We start from the raw sequence: 14,815 nt of genomic DNA, 5'->3' as shown, positions 1-14,815 counted from the left end.
AGCAATATTATAACACGCAGGAACTGGTGGCGCTGCCCACCGGAGGAGAGCGCATTTCATGGTTTCGAAGCCCGTCCATACCGCTGCCGATACGGCTTTGACCGCGGCCCTCGCCGACCGTCTCAGCGACGCCATTCTTCCGGGCGAGGCGCCCTTCACGCCCGATGACCTGTCGCGGGCCGCCGCCTTTATGCTGGCCGCAGCGGGCGTGCGCAGCGGCGGCGATCCGGAAATCGTGATCGAATCGGTCTCGGGCGCGGCGAACGAACGGTTCATGCGGGTCGCGGTGATCAACGACGATATGCCGTTTCTGGTCGATTCGATCGCGTCGACCATCGCCGCCCACGGGCTGGCGATCGACCGGCTGGTCCACCCCGTGCTGCCCGTGCGGCGCGCTGGCGATGGGCGGCTGACCGCGATTCCTGCTGGCGATGCGACGGGCGAAAAGCGCGAATCGATGGTCTATCTGGAAACCCCGCGCGCCGATGCCCGCCAGCGCCGCACGCTGGAACAGGCACTGGCCGCGACGCTGGCCGATGTCCGCGCCGCCGTGGGCGATTGGCCCGCGATGCAGGCCGCAATGGCCGCCGATGCCGATACCGCCCCCGACAGCGAAGGCGCGGCGCTGCTGCGCTGGTTCAAGGACGGGATGCTGACGCAGCTGGGCCATGTCGTCCGCCGCCGCGACGGCAGCCAGACCGGGGCACTGGGCATTTGCCGCAAGAGTGCGCAGAACCTGCTCAGCCAGATTTCCTATGGCCGCGCGTTTGCCTGGTTCGATGGCCAGAAAAAGGGCGTGCGGGTGCCGCTGGTGGTCAAATCCAACCAGATCAGCAATGTCCACCGCCGCGCCCCGCTGGACCTGTTCATTCTGCCCGTGCTGGAAGGCGGGCAAATCGCGGCGCTGTCGGTCCATGCAGGGATCTGGACCAGCGCGGCCATGACCGCCACGCCGCTGCAGATTCCGCGCCTGCGCTCGCAGTTGGCCGACATGACCGCGCGGTTCGGGTTTGCCCCGCACGGTCACGCGGGCAAGGCGCTCGTCCACGCGCTGACCGCACTGCCCAACGATGTGCTGGTCTCGCTGGCCGATGCCGATGTGGAACGCATCGCCACCGCGATGATGAGCCTGACCGACCGGCCCCGGCCCAAGCTGGCGCTGGTCCCCGCCGCACTGATGCGGCACCTGTTCGCCTTTGTCTGGCTGCCGCGCGATATCATGTCGACCGCGACCCGGCTGCAGGTTCAGGCCATGCTGGTGGAAGCCAGCGGTGCGCCGGTGCTGGACTGGAGCAACCAGATCGACGGTCAGCTGGCGCTGATGCGGTTCGTGCTCGATTTGCCCGAAGTGGCCAGCTTGCCCGATGAAGCCGCGCTGGATGCGCGCCTGCAAGCCATGCTGCGCGGCTGGTCCGAAGCGGTCGAGGCGGAACTCGCCGCCAGCGAGGAACCATCCCGCGCCGCCGCCATCGCCGCCCGCTTTGCCGACGCCTTCCCGCTGGCCTATCGCAGTGCCAACGGCCCGGCCGAAGCGGCGCTGGACATTGCGCGTCTGCGCAAGCTGGCCGGTGAAGGCGATTCCGGCCCGCATCGCGGCGTGCGGCTGCGCGGCACGACCGGGGAAGACGCCGGCACGCTGCGGCTGAAGCTGTATCAGCGGCACGGCGCGCTGGCGCTGTCCGATGCCGTTCCGGCGCTGGAGAACTTTGGGTTCCGGGTGATCGAGGACGATCCGACCGATCTGGACGAAGGTCGGTCGGGCACGATCCACGATTTCCTGCTGGCCATTCCCGCCGGACAGGAACCGGCCGCGCTGCTGGCGCGCGCCGAGACGATCGAGGCCGCACTGGCAGACGTGCTGAACCATCAGGCCGAGGATGATCCGTTCAACCGCCTGATCACGGCCACGGCACTGTCTGCGCAGGAATCCAACTGGCTGCGCGCGTGGTATCGGTATCTGCGCCAGGCCGGGCTGAACTATACCGTGGCAACCGCCGTCGACGCGTTGCAGAACGCGCCGGTCGTCACGCGCGGGCTGATCACGCTGTTCACTGCACGCCACGATCCGGCGTTCAAGGGTGACCGCAGCGCCGCCGAGAATGCGGCCCAGACCACGATCCGCGACGGGCTGGCGAACGTGTCCGCAATCAACGACGATCGCCTGCTGCGCCAGTACCGCGCCGTGGTCGAAGCCATGCTGCGCACCAACGCCTTTGCCCCCGCCGGGGCCGATGCGCTGGCGTTCAAGCTGGATTCCGCGCTGGTGCCGGGCCTGCCCAAGCCGCTGCCGTGGCGCGAAATCTTTATCTATTCGCGGCGGGTCGAAGGCATCCATCTGCGCTCCGGCCCGATTGCGCGCGGCGGCCTGCGCTGGTCCGACCGGCGCGATGACTTCCGCACCGAAGTGCTGGGGCTGATGAAGGCCCAGCGGGTAAAGAACGCGGTGATCGTGCCGACCGGCGCGAAAGGCGGGTTCTATCCCAAGCAGCTGCCCGACCCCGCGCGCGACCGTGATGGCTGGCTGGCCGAGGGCAAGGACAGCTACAAGCTGTTCATCCGCACCCTGCTGTCGATCACCGACAATATCGTTGACGGCAAGGTCGTCCACCCGCGCGCCGTGACCATCCGCGACGGCGAAGACCCCTATTTCGTGGTCGCCGCCGACAAGGGCACCGCGACGTTCTCTGACACTGCCAATGCGCTGGCCGCGGAGCGCGATTTCTGGCTGGATGACGCCTTCGCCAGCGGCGGGTCGAAAGGGTACGACCACAAGGCGATGGGCATCACCGCCAAGGGCGCGTGGCTGTCGGTCCAGCGGCACTTCCTGGAAATGGGCGTCGATGTGCAGACCGATCCGGTCCGCGTGGCAGGCTGCGGCGATATGTCGGGCGACGTGTTCGGCAACGGCATGCTGCTGTCAAAATCGATCCGGCTGGTCGCCGCGTTCGATCACCGCCACATCTTCCTCGATCCCGCGCCCGATGCCGCCGCCAGCTGGGCCGAACGCGCCCGGATGTTCGCGCTGCCGCGCTCCAGCTGGGACGATTACGACAAGGCGCTGATTTCGGACGGCGGCGGCGTGTTCGCGCGCAGCCTGAAGGAAATCCCGCTGTCGGCGCAGTTACGCGAAATGCTGGGCCTCAGCGTCGACGCCATCGATCCCGACAGCCTGATCACCGCGATCCTGAAGGCCGAGGTCGATCTGCTGTGGTTTGGCGGAATCGGCACCTACATCAAGGCCGCGCATGAAAACAACGTCGCGGTGGGCGATCCCGCCAACGATGCGCTGCGGATCGACGGCGCAGACGTGCGCGCCCGCGTGATCGGCGAAGGCGCGAACCTGGGCTGCACCCAGGCGGGGCGGATCGAGTTTGCCCTGCACGGTGCGCAAGGGCGCGGCGGGCGGAACAACACCGACTTCATCGACAATTCCGCCGGGGTCGATTGCAGCGACAACGAGGTCAACATCAAGATCGCGCTGGCCGGGGCCAAGCGCGCCGGGCGGCTGGACGAACCCGCGCGCGTCGAATTGCTGACCGCGATGACCGACGAAGTGTCGGCGCTGGTGCTGGAAGACAACCGCTTGCAGGCGCTGGCGCTGTCGATCGCGCAGGCTGGCGGCGCGCAGGCCACCGCATCGCACATCCGGCTGATCGAAACGCTGGAGGCGGGCGGGCAGCTGGACCGCAAGACCGAAGGGCTGGCCGACAGCGATGTGCTGGCCCGCCGCGCGGCGGACGGGCGGGGGCTGACCCGGCCGGAACTCGCCGTGCTGCTGTCCAGCGCGAAACTGGTGTTGCAGGACGCGCTGGAAAATTCCGCCGTGGTGGATGATCCGGGGCTGGCGGATGAACTGCTCGCCGCGTTCCCCGCGCCGATGCGCGAAACCTTTGCGCAGGACATTCTGGACCACCGGCTGCGGCGCGAAATCATCGCGACCAAGCTGGCCAACCGGATGGTCAACCGGCTGGGGCTGATCCACCCGTTCGAACTGGCCGAGGAAGAAGGCGCGACGCTGGCGCAGGTCACCGCCGCGTTCATCGCCGCCGAACGCCTGCTGGGCATGGGCGCGGTGTGGCGCGCCATTGAAACCGCCGCAATGCCCGAAGCGGCCCGGATCGCGCTGTTTGACCGCGCGGCAGCGGGCATGGCCGATCACATCGCCGACTTGCTGCGGGTCTGCGGCGGATCGACCGAGCCGTCGAAAGTGGTCGCGGACCTGTCCGCCGGGGTCGCCGAACTGCGCGCCGAAGCGGCCGGACTGCTGGCCGGTGAGGCGCTGGCGCAGTCCACCCGGATGCGCGCCGAACTCGCCGCGCTGGACGCGCCCGAAGCGGAAAGCGCACTGGTCGCGACCTTGTTCGATCTCGACGGCACGATTGGTCTGGCCCGCCTGTCGCGTGACAGCGGCGTCAGCGCACGCGCCATCACCGCCGCCTTCACCGATCTGGGCGCACAGCTGGGGCTGGACTGGGCGCAGATGACCGCCGCGCGGATGAACCCGTCCGACCCGTGGGAACGCCTGCTGGTCAACGGCCTGGCGCGTGATTTCCAGCAAATGCGGCTGGACTTCCTGCGCCGCGCCATGGGCACATCGGGCGATGCCGGGGCAGCGGTTGCGGCATGGACGGCCACGCAAGGCCCCGCGATCCAGCAGTTCCGGCAGATGGTAACGCGCGCGCAAGGCGCGGTGCCGGTGGCTCCGGCGATGCTGGCGCAAGTCGCCAGTCAGGCCCGGAACCTGCTGGGGCGGTAAAGGCTATCCACTTTCGCTTGCCCAGTGGGCAGTCAACAGGCGTGCCTGCTCTTGCTGACTCTTCACAAAAGCGATCGCATCGTGCCCAACATCAGCACCCAGCGCCTTGGCCTCATTGTAGATGTTGCTGACCGCTTCATCGGAATGATTGCGTGTACTGGATCTGACGACCAGCGTGGAAATAATCGGTAGTTTGTTGTCGATACAATAGGCGATCACGCGGCCAAGGGCGTTTGCAATCTCTGCCCTAGGGGCATTCCCTGTCCAAACCTTATCAGGCCGAAAGTTTTGCCAAACTTCCTTGTAGGTTACAAATCCATCGTGACTATTTTTCGCCAGCCTCACGATTGTTTTGGCAGTCCGTTCAGGCGGGAAAGGAGATACTATGCGCCGCTTTTTCTCAAGCAATAGTTCAGAAAGTGGAAATTTTCCGCCAGTTTCTTTGCCATAAGCCTTGTAGTTATCGATAAAAACATCGATTTGCCGGTCGCTCAATTCATTGATTTCCAATTTCTTTACTCCGGCATCAGTGCGCTAAAAATCAAAATTGCAGTTGGCTTCCTAAACATCAAGCGCATTCAGCGCCCACCGCGCCGCGTCAGCCACAGCTGCGTCGGGATCGTCCAGCAGCGCGCGCACCGGTGCAATCAGCGCCGGATCGGCGCTGTTGCCTGCCGCGTAGAGGCAGTTGCGCACCATCCGGTCACGCCCGATGCGCTTGATCGGGCTGCCGGAGAACAACCGCCGGAACCCCGCATCATCCAGCGCCAGCAACTCGCCCAGCCGGGGGGCGACCAGTTCCGCGCGCGGCAGGAACGCCTGCATCCGCGCGGCGCTGTCGGCAAACTTGTTCCACGGGCAGACTGCCAGACAATCGTCGCAGCCGTAAATCCGGTTGCCCAGCGCCTTGCGGAATTCCAGCGGCACCGGGCCTTTCAACTCGATCGTCAGGTAGGAAATGCAGCGCCGCGCATCCAGCTGATAGGGCGCGGGGAATGCCGCCGTCGGGCAGGCGCGCTGGCAGGCATCGCACGATCCGCAGCGGTCCCGCCCCGGCGGGTCCGGTTCGAACGCCAGGGTGGTATAGATCGCGCCGAGGAACAGCCAGCTGCCATGCGCGCGGCTGACCATGTTGGTATGCTTGCCCTGCCAGCCGAGGCCAGCGGCGGACCCCAGCGGCTTTTCCATCACCGGGGCGGTATCGACGAACACTTTCACGTCCGCGCCGCCCAGCCCGCGCTTGTCCGCCTCTGCCACCAGCCAGCGGGCGAGCGCCTTCAGCGCCTTTTTCACCGTATCGTGGTAATCCTGCCCTTGCGCATAGACCGAAATCCGGCCCCGGCCCGGCGCGGCGGCCAGCGCCAGCGGATCGGCGGCGGGGGCATAGCTCATCCCCAGCGCGATCACGCTTTGCGCCTCTGGCCATAGCCCTTGCGGGCTGCGGCGGTGGTGGGCGCGGTCGTGCATCCAGGCCATATCGCCGTGGCGTCCTTCGGCCAGCCAGGCATCCAGCCGGGCGGCGCGCAGCGCATCCTCTGCCGCCGGGGCAATCCCGCAGGCGACAAACCCCAGCCGCCGGGCCTCGGCGGCCAGATCATGCTTCAGGGCCTTGATTTCAGCGGCGTTAACCAAACTTGCTGTTGCTCCTGTTCATGGCGCTGCCATACCTGCCTTGACCATGAAATTAGGGGAAGCACCAGTGGTGAGCAACGCGGGCATAGCCGCAAATCGTCCGCTGGCGATCGAGGCGCGCGGGATCGTCAAGCGGTTCGATGGCTTCACGGCGGTCGACGGCATCGACCTGACCGTCCCTGAAGGCGCGATCTACGGCATTCTGGGGCCGAACGGCGCGGGCAAGACCACGACGCTGCGGATGCTGCTGGGGATCATCGACCCGGACGAAGGCGTGCGCCGCATTCTGGGCCATGATCGCCCGCACGAAGTGGCCCACACCATCGGCTACCTGCCCGAAGAGCGCGGGCTGTATCCCTCGATGAAGGCTTATGAGGCGATTGCCTTCATGGGCGCGCTGCGGGGTCTGCCGCTGGCCGAAGGGCGGCGGCGCGGGCGCGAACTGCTGGAACAGCACGGCCTGGGCTATGCCATTGACCGCCAGATCCGCCAGCTGTCCAAGGGGATGGCGCAGCAGGTCCAGCTGCTCGGCACGCTGGTCCACAACCCTCGGCTTGTGGTGTTCGATGAACCGTTTTCCGGCCTCGACGCGCTCAACCAGGGCAAGCTGGAACGGATGATCCGCGAACTTTCGGCGAACGGCACAACGGTGATCTTTTCGACCCACGTGATCGCCCATGCCGAACGGCTGTGCGACGAAGTGGCGATCATCGCCGGAGGGAAAGTCCCGTTCGCCGGGCCGGTGGACGTCGCGCGCGACCGCATCCGCCCGCAAGTGCGGCTGGAAACCCGCGCGAGCGATGGCCCCTGGCGCGCCGCTCTGCCCGCCGAGGCCCGCCATGAAGGCAATTACTGGCTGTTCTCGCTGCCTGAAACCGGGATCGAGCCGCTCCTGCGCGCGCTGATCGAAGGGGAGGCGGGGATCCTCTCGCTCTCCATCGAACGCGCCGGGCTGCACGATGCCTTCGTCGCCATCGCGGGCGAAGCTGCGGCCCGCGCGCTGGAAGAATCGCCTGAGGAGGTCCGCTGATGTCCGCTGCTCCCGTATCCGGCCGCCTCTCCACCCTCGCCGCCGCGCTGGTGATTGCGCGGCGCGATTTCACCGCGATCCTGTTTTCGCGCAGCTTCTTTTTCTTCCTGCTGGGGCCGCTGTTTCCGCTGATCGTCGGCGGACTGGCCGGCGGGATCGGCGCAAGCGTCAAGGAAACAACCGCCCGCCCGGAACTGGGCATCGCGATGAGCAAGGCCGATGTCGCGGCGATGTCCGCCGCCTATCACCAGTTGCAATCGCGGCTGGTCTATCTGCCCGATCTGGTGGTGGTGGACGAACTGCAACCCGGCGAAGCCTTCGACGCGGGCGCCGCCGTGGGCAATCGCAAGCTGAACCTGGCCGCCGTCATCACCGGCACGCCGGAAAAGCCGGTGCTGACCGGCACGCGCGACCTGATCGAGCGCTGGCAGGGACCGGTATCGCTCGCCGCCGCGCAGGCGCTGGGCAACGCTCCGGCAACGTACCCCAACGTCGAACTGTCCAATCTGGCAACCAAGACCACGGCGGATGAAAACCGCAGCCGGGTGATGACCGCCCAGCTGGGGCAAACGGTGCTGTTCCTGCTGACGATGCTGCTGGCGGGCATGGTGCTGTCCAACCTGGTCGAGGAAAAGGGCAACAAGATCATCGAAATCCTGGCCGCGGCGATCCCGATGGACGCGGTGTTCCTGGGCAAGCTGTTCGCGATGCTGGCGGTATCGTGGGTCGGGATCAGCGTGTGGGGCGTAACCGGAACGGCGGTGTGGCTGGCGGCGGGCAATTCGCTGGCGGATTATCCCGCCCCGGCGGTTGGCTGGCCGATGTTCTTCGCGCTGGGCGTGCTCTATTTCTCGATGGGCTATCTGCTGCTGGGGTCGCTGTTCCTGGCGATCGGGTCGATGGCCTCGACCGTGCGCGAAGTGCAGACGCTGTCGATGCCGGTGACGATGCTGCAATTGCTGAACTTCTTCTTCGCCAGCTATGCCATGGCCAAGCCCGGCACCATGATCGAGATCGCGGCGACGATCGTGCCGTTCAGCAGCCCGTTTGCGATGCTGGCCCGCGCCGCGCAGGACCCGCGCCTGTGGACGCACGGGCTGGCGCTGGCGTGGCAGGTAATCTGCGTGGCGGTGTTCGTGAAGGCCGGGGCCACGCTGTTCCGCAAGTGGGTGATGAAGAGCGGCCCCGCGCGCAGCGGCCCGAAACGGCGCTGGTTTGGCCAGAGCTTCGGGCGGGGCACAACGGCAGAAAAAGCAGTTTGATCCAAAGCGGACCGGCTATTGACTCTCTGGTAAGTAACGCGGGATAAGTCCTTAAGGGCAACGTATCAAAACCTGCGTGCCGGAGAGGATTATTCATGGCTACCCAATCGCTTAACGCCGCGACTCCCTTTACCTATCGCCGCTCGCCCTCTGCGACCGATGCGTTTGAGGCATGGCTCAAGGAGCATGGCCAGGAACTGCCCAAGCACACCCATCCGTGGGACGTGTCGCGGTCCGATATCTATGTCGAGGATCGCTGGCAGCCGATCTTTGCGGAGATGCGCGCCAAGGCCCCGATCAACAAGGTGCCGGAATCGCCCTATGGCACGTACTGGAACGTCACCACGGTCAAGACCATCCAGCACGTCGAATCGCTGCCCGAGCTGTTCTCGTCATCGTGGCTGCATGGCGGCATCACGATTGGCGACCCGCCGGCCGACATCGACCCCGCCGTGCTGGAAGAACGCCGCCTGCCGATGTTCATCGCAATGGACCGGCCCGAACATACCGGCCAGCGCCGCACTGTCGCCCCGGCCTTCACGCCGGGTGAAATCGACAAGATGGCCGCCGAAGTGCGGATGCGCACCCAGGCCGTGCTCGATTCGCTGCCGTGGGATGAAGAGTTCGACTGGGTCGACAAGGTCTCGATCGAACTGACCACTGGTATGCTGGCGATCCTGTTCGGCTTTCCGTGGGAAGACCGCCGCCTGCTGACCTTCTGGTCGGACTGGGCGGGCGACGTGGAACTGGGGCTGGCACGCGGACTGGAAGACCTGCGGTTCGGCATCCTCAGCGAAATGGCGCATTATTTCCAGCAGCTGTGGATCCAGCGGATGGGCGCCGCGCCCAGCCGCGACCTGATCTCGATGATGATCCATTCCGACGCGATGAGCCGGATGAGCCCGCAGGAGTTCATGGGCAATCTGGTGCTGCTGATCGTCGGCGGCAACGATACCACCCGCAACACCATGTCGGGCATCGTCCACGCGCTCGACAAGTTCCCCGATCAGCGCACGATTTTCGAGGCGGACACCTCGGTCATCCCGAACACGGTGCAGGAATGCATCCGCTATGTCACGCCGCTGGCCCACATGCGCCGCACCGCGACCGAGGACGCCGACCTGTTCGGCAACCCGATCGCCAAGGGTGACAAGCTGGTCATGTGGTATCTTTCGGCCAACCGCGATGAAACGGTGTTCGAAAACCCCGACAAGCTGATCGTGACGCGTGAAAACGCGCGGCGGCACCTGTCGTTCGGGTATGGCATCCACCGCTGCATCGGGGCGCGGCTGGCGGAATTGCAGCTGAAGATCCTGCTGGAAGAAATGCATGAGCGCCGGATGCGCGTGAACGTGACGGGCAAGTCCCAGCGCGTCCGCGCCAACTTCGTCCATGGCTTCCGCCGTCTGGACGTGACGCTGACGAAGTTCTGATGGCAGCGGGCCTCTCCCGCCGCCGGATATTGGGCCGAATGCTGGGCCGAATGCTGGGCCGAATGCTGGCATAATCGCAGGCTTCAGTCCCAGCGGACTTCCCACAGTTGCAATCCGGTCTGGCCGGGCAGCGTCACCGGGCGCAGCCAGTCCGGCGCGCGGTTGGTGAGCAATCGCGCCATCAGGCCATCCGGCGCGGCGCGCTGGTAATTGCCCGCCTCGATCAGGCCGGGGCAGATCATCACATAGCGTGCGCCGCGCTGGGTCACGATCGCCTTTGCCGCGTCCGGCTGGGCAATGAACGCCGCGATCACATCGTGCAGTGCCTGCGGTGCGCGGTGGTGCGCGGTCGCGATCACGCTGTGCCGGGTCTGGGCCAGCAGGACCGGGCCGATATCGATCGGCGCAAAGATCGTGGCCGGGGCCAGCGCGTTGAGCGCGGGCGCGGCGGCGCGGATGTCGCAGGCCAGCTGGGCCGAAGCGGTCGGGGCCATACCTTGCGCGGCAGGCGCCGTCAGCTTGCTCAGGGCGATCAGCGGAACTCCCGGCATGACCACGGCGGCAATCGCCAGCAGGCCCATGACGCGCGGCAACGGCCGTTTGAAGGAGCGCACCCGGCGGTGCCATTCACGCACCTGCCAGGCCAGCGGCACGGCCGCGATGGCACAGGCGAACGCGGACGACCGCGCCACGACTACCGCCAGCAGGATCGTGCCCGCCAGCAGCAGCGTGTAATCGCCCCAGAACCGCCGCAACCACCCTTGCGCGCCCAGCCACAGCCGGACAGCGCCATAAAGACCCGCAAGCGGCACCGCGATCATCTGCGCGATCACGGCGGGTTTCTGATACCACACCGGCATCCCTTCATGGACATTGCTGTACCAGAAGCTGCGCACCAGCGGGTCGAGCGCGGCGAACGGCCCGCCCGCGCAGTGCGGGGCCAGCGCCAGAATGGTAACGCCCGCCAGCGCCGCACAAGCGCCAAGGCCCAGCGCCCGCGCCAGCACCGGCAAGGGCGGCAGCGCGGCCAGCACGGTCGCCCCCAGCGCGGCGACGGTCAGCCCGGCGAGGTAGGCCGGGGACAGGCTGTCGCAGTGGTTGACCATGTCAGCCAGCCCATGCGTCCCCAGGAACGCCACAACGCCGACAATCGCCAGCGCTTGCAGGAACCCGGCCGGGCCGCCGCGCGCAGCAGGATCGATCACCGCCCGCAAACCCAGCACCGCGCCAAACAGCGCGGCGATCGGCAGCAGTTCCAAGCTGATCGTCATGCCCAGCGCCAGCGCCGCACCGCTCAGCCAGCCAGCCCGCCACGCGGTCCGCGCGGTCAGCCCGTTGAGCGCGGCCAGCACGGCGACGATCTGCCAGCCATGATGGTCGATCCGCAGCGGCTGCAACTGCGCGGTCAGCGGGGTGGCCAGCGCCAGCAGAAGAATCGTGAAATAGATCAGGTTTTCATCCACCAGCCGCCACGCCAGCCGCGCCGCCAGCAGCATCGCGGCCCCCAGCGTCAGCAGCGGCACCAGCACCAGCGCGGCGTGCTCTGCCAGCGCCGCGCCCAGCAGCGGGCGCAGCACCAGCTGCACGGCGGCCAGTGGCAGGTCGACCAGCCGCGACCAGTGCATCAGCATGCCTTGCGGCGGGTCGATCCGGTATTGGTGAAGATCCCAGAACCCTTGCCCCGCCAGCAGGTCGCGCACTTGCACCATGCGCAGCGTGTCATCGGCATCGGGCAGGTTCAGCGCGGCAATCGCGGGCCACTTGGTGATGACATAGATCGCGCAGACGATCAGCCAGACCAGCCCGACCCGAAGCGTAAATTCGGCGGGAAAGGGCGGGCGGCGGCGCTCGCCGATCCTCACGAAGCGTGGCCCGCAGCGGTGTCCTGCGGGCGGAAGATCACTTTTTCACGCAGCAGCCAGGTGGCGGTAAAGCTCGCCGCGATCGCCAGCAGCTTGGCGAGGCGCGGATCGCTGCCCAGCGCCTCTCCGGTGCCAACGATGGCCGTGGTCAGCGCCAGCCCGAACAGCGCAGAACCGACGAACATCGCCTTCTGCCGGGTCCGTTCCGGTCCGCGTACAGCCACGCCTTGCTGGAACACCGCACGGCTGGACAGCAGCCAGTGCGCGGCGATTCCCGCCGTATAGCCCGCCGCCGCAGCCGCGGCACCCGGCACGCCCAGCGCCAGCAGCGCCAGGAACGCCCCGATATCCACCCCCAGCGCCAGCGCGCTGGCCGCCAGATAGCGCAGCAGGACCACGTTCTTGAGAGCGGCGATGCGTTTCATGGCGAGCGGGCCTTCTTACGCGGCGTCGCGCTTGTCGGGCGCGGCGATCCGTTCGGGCACCTCGCGGACCGACGCCAGCGCAGCGGCCTGATCCTCGCTCACGTCGCGGCGCGTGGTTGGCAGCGCGGACTGTTCGCCCTCATCGCCAGCCTCGTGGTATTCGGCGTCCTCGTTCACGCACCACACGTCATAGACGCGCGCGCCTGCGATGATGTTGTCGACCGTCAGCATCGCGGTCATCATCGCGTGATCCTGATTGTTGTAGCGGTGCATCCCGTTGCGCCCGACCATGTGCAGCGACGGATGCGCGGCTTCCAGTTCGCGGCGCATCGCATCGACGTGCGCGGCATAGTCCTCGTCATAGACCGGATAGGCCTTTTCCTGCCGGACCACCGCCCCGCCGATCACCTGTTCAGCCGAAACCAGCCCCAGGATCGCCAGTTCGCGAGTGGCGAGCTCGACCAGATCGTCATCCGCCATCGACCACAGCCCGTCGCCTTCGAAGCAGAAGTATTCCAGCCCGACACAGGCGACGCTGTCATCCGGCACCATTTCGGGCGACCACGAACGGAAGTTCTGGATCCGGCCAACCTTCACCTTGCTGTCGTGGATGTAGATCCAGTTGTCGGGGAACAGGTCGTCCGATTTGATCTTGAGCGCGACAGTCAGGAAATCACGATAGCGCAGCTGCTTGGCGTTCAGGCTGGTCTGCGGCAGCGGATGGAGCCGCGCGGCCAGTTCGCGCAGCGGCGCGGAACTGATCGCGTGGCGCGCGCGGATCAAGGTTTCGCCATGCTCCCCCGTCGCCGTCATGCGCCAGCCGCCGTTGCCATCGCTGGCGAGCTGCTTCAGCGCATGGCCCATCAGCACTTCGCCCTTGCCGGTCGCCACGATCTTGTCGCGCGCGGCGTCCCACATCATGCCGGGGCCAAGCCGCGGATAGCGGAAGGTTTCCAGCAGCGTCTTGGTCTGCATCCCGTCGTTGGGCGCCTTGTTCAGCCCCAGGCTGCGCTTCAGCCCGTCGATCACCGCGCCCCACAGCGACAGGCCCTTGATGCGCTGCGCCGCCCAGTCGGCGCTCATTTCGTTGCAGGGCATGCCCCAGACCTTCTCGGTATAGGTCTTGAAAAAGATCGAATAGAGCTTCTGGCCAAAGGCGTTGACGGTCCAGTCCTCGAAGCTTTTGATGCGCTTGTTGGGGAACGCCCTGGCCTTGGCAAAGCTGACCATGCACAGCGTCGAGCGCACGATCCCCAGGTTCCACAGCGCTTCGAACGCGCGCAACGGATAGCTGTAGAACTTGCCCTCGTAATAGATCCGGCTCATCCGCGGGCGCTGGATGAAATCATCCGGCAGGATCTCGTTCCACAGATCGACGACCGCCGCGCTTTTCGAAAAGAACCGGTGCCCGCCAATGTCGAACCGGTATCCTTCGTGCTCCACCGTCCGGCTGATCCCGCCGACGTAGTGCGCGTCCTTTTCGATGATCGCCACCGACAGCCCCGCCTTGGTCAGCAAGTAACCGGCGGTCAGGCCCGCTGGGCCAGCTCCGATGATCGCAACATCGACGGTCTTTTCATGATTCGGCGTCGCACCATGCGCACCGGGAAGTCCTGCAACTGACATTATGCCCCCGCTTGAAAGCTTGCCGCAGGAGTGAAGGAAAATGCCTAATCATTGGTTAATGCGCCAGTGGATTGGCCCCGATGCGGCGGCCAGCCCATCGCCCTGCAACCGCGCGGCGAGCACGGCCAGTTCATCCAGCCGGAACGCGTGGTGGAACACCAGCCCATGCGCGGTGCCGCGCCGCCAGAGCACGCGGGCATGGCGCAGCGGCAGCCCCGGCGCCTCGACCCGCACCAGCTGGCGCAGTGCGAGCGGCGGATCGGCTTCAACCTGCGCGCCCAGTTGCGACACGTCGCACAGCCGCCCGGCGCGCGCTGCGCCATCGGCCCACAGCATGACCGGCAGTTTCAGCCGCAGCCGGATATGACGCTTGGGGAACGGTCCCGCATCTTCATCCATCAGCCGGTGCGGATCGACCGGAGCATCGCCAAAGCGGAAGCCCGCGTAGCCATCCGCCTGCCAGACCGGCTCCAGCGAATGGCGCGCACCGCTGCCCAGTTCCAGCTGCCAGTCGGCGACGTCGGGCAGGGCGTGGAACAGCCGCGCTTTCAACCCGGTGGCCGACAGGTCGCGCAGGATGCACAGGAATTCACCCACCGGGGCGACCAGCTTGGCCGTCAGCAGCAAGAGCGTAAAGCGCTGCGCTGCCCGCTGATCGGCCTGCTGATCAGGCCGCGCCGCGCTTGCCTGCGCCGATTCTCCATCTCCGGCCATCCGCTTGCTCCCAGGACACCCGCCCGGACATAGTTTCCGGGTCAGCCTCAAGCATTAACCGATGACTGTTAACCG

Annotated in this window: 10 protein-coding genes; 4 read left to right on the top strand and 6 right to left on the bottom strand. The window is 66.5% G+C overall.

From position 1 onward, the window contains the following. Positions 1 to 58: 58 nt before the first annotated feature. Positions 59 to 4,756, top strand: coding sequence for an NAD-glutamate dehydrogenase domain-containing protein (locus tag Q8Q53_RS04460; RefSeq protein WP_305700545.1), 4,698 nt, complete (start codon positions 59 to 61; stop codon positions 4,754 to 4,756). Positions 4,757 to 4,759: 3 nt separating this feature from the next. Here the strand turns inward: Q8Q53_RS04460 and Q8Q53_RS04455 are convergent, their stop codons facing one another. Both Q8Q53_RS04455 and queG read right to left on the bottom strand, forming a co-directional pair. Beyond that, complete coding sequence (locus Q8Q53_RS04455) at positions 4,760 to 5,266, bottom strand: hypothetical protein (RefSeq protein ID WP_305700544.1); 507 nt, start codon at positions 5,264 to 5,266, stop codon at positions 4,760 to 4,762. A 51-nt stretch (positions 5,267 to 5,317) separates the two neighbouring features. Further along, positions 5,318 to 6,388 carry a tRNA epoxyqueuosine(34) reductase QueG gene (gene queG / locus Q8Q53_RS04450; RefSeq protein WP_305700543.1) on the bottom strand — a complete coding sequence of 357 codons (1,071 nt, stop codon included), beginning with the start codon at positions 6,386 to 6,388 and terminating at the stop codon, positions 5,318 to 5,320. Between the two features lie 46 nt (positions 6,389 to 6,434). Here queG and Q8Q53_RS04445 point away from each other — a divergent pair, with 46 nt between their 5' ends. The 3 genes from Q8Q53_RS04445 (at position 6,435) to Q8Q53_RS04435 (ending at position 10,113) form a co-directional block, all read left to right on the top strand. Next, positions 6,435 to 7,418: an ABC transporter ATP-binding protein gene (locus Q8Q53_RS04445; protein WP_305700760.1), complete on the top strand. Its 984-nt coding sequence runs from the start codon at positions 6,435 to 6,437 to the stop codon at positions 7,416 to 7,418. Then, positions 7,418 to 8,680 carry an ABC transporter permease gene (locus Q8Q53_RS04440; RefSeq protein ID WP_305700542.1) on the top strand — a complete coding sequence of 421 codons (1,263 nt, stop codon included), beginning with the start codon at positions 7,418 to 7,420 and terminating at the stop codon, positions 8,678 to 8,680. Before Q8Q53_RS04445 ends, Q8Q53_RS04440 begins: the two co-directional genes overlap by 1 nt. Positions 8,681 to 8,775: 95 nt before the next feature. Then, the gene (locus Q8Q53_RS04435; protein WP_305700541.1) at positions 8,776 to 10,113 is read left to right on the top strand and encodes a cytochrome P450; all 1,338 of its coding nucleotides are present in this window, start codon (positions 8,776 to 8,778) and stop codon (positions 10,111 to 10,113) included. A gap of 83 nt (positions 10,114 to 10,196) precedes the next feature. Here Q8Q53_RS04435 and Q8Q53_RS04430 read toward each other — a convergent pair whose 3' ends face one another. The 4 genes from Q8Q53_RS04430 to Q8Q53_RS04415 are packed head-to-tail and all read right to left on the bottom strand — an operon-like array spanning position 10,197 to position 14,740. Then, complete coding sequence (locus Q8Q53_RS04430) at positions 10,197 to 11,975, bottom strand: hypothetical protein (protein WP_305700540.1); 1,779 nt, start codon at positions 11,973 to 11,975, stop codon at positions 10,197 to 10,199. After that, positions 11,972 to 12,400 carry a GtrA family protein gene (locus Q8Q53_RS04425; protein ID WP_305700539.1) on the bottom strand — a complete coding sequence of 143 codons (429 nt, stop codon included), beginning with the start codon at positions 12,398 to 12,400 and terminating at the stop codon, positions 11,972 to 11,974. Before Q8Q53_RS04425 ends, Q8Q53_RS04430 begins: the two co-directional genes overlap by 4 nt. Before the next feature lie 15 nt (positions 12,401 to 12,415). Continuing rightward, a complete protein-coding gene (locus Q8Q53_RS04420; RefSeq protein ID WP_305700538.1) occupies positions 12,416 to 14,026 on the bottom strand; it encodes an NAD(P)/FAD-dependent oxidoreductase in 1,611 nt (536 codons plus the stop codon). A 48-nt stretch (positions 14,027 to 14,074) separates the two neighbouring features. Further along, a complete protein-coding gene (locus Q8Q53_RS04415; protein WP_305700537.1) occupies positions 14,075 to 14,740 on the bottom strand; it encodes a PilZ domain-containing protein in 666 nt (221 codons plus the stop codon). Positions 14,741 to 14,815 lie beyond the last annotated feature (75 nt).

Origin of the sequence: Novosphingobium sp., assembly GCF_030699305.1 — a bacterium.
Lineage (GTDB): Bacteria > Pseudomonadota > Alphaproteobacteria > Sphingomonadales > Sphingomonadaceae > Novosphingobium.
Note: the sequence above shows the minus strand (reverse complement) of the source record. Positions and strands in the feature narration are given on the sequence as shown.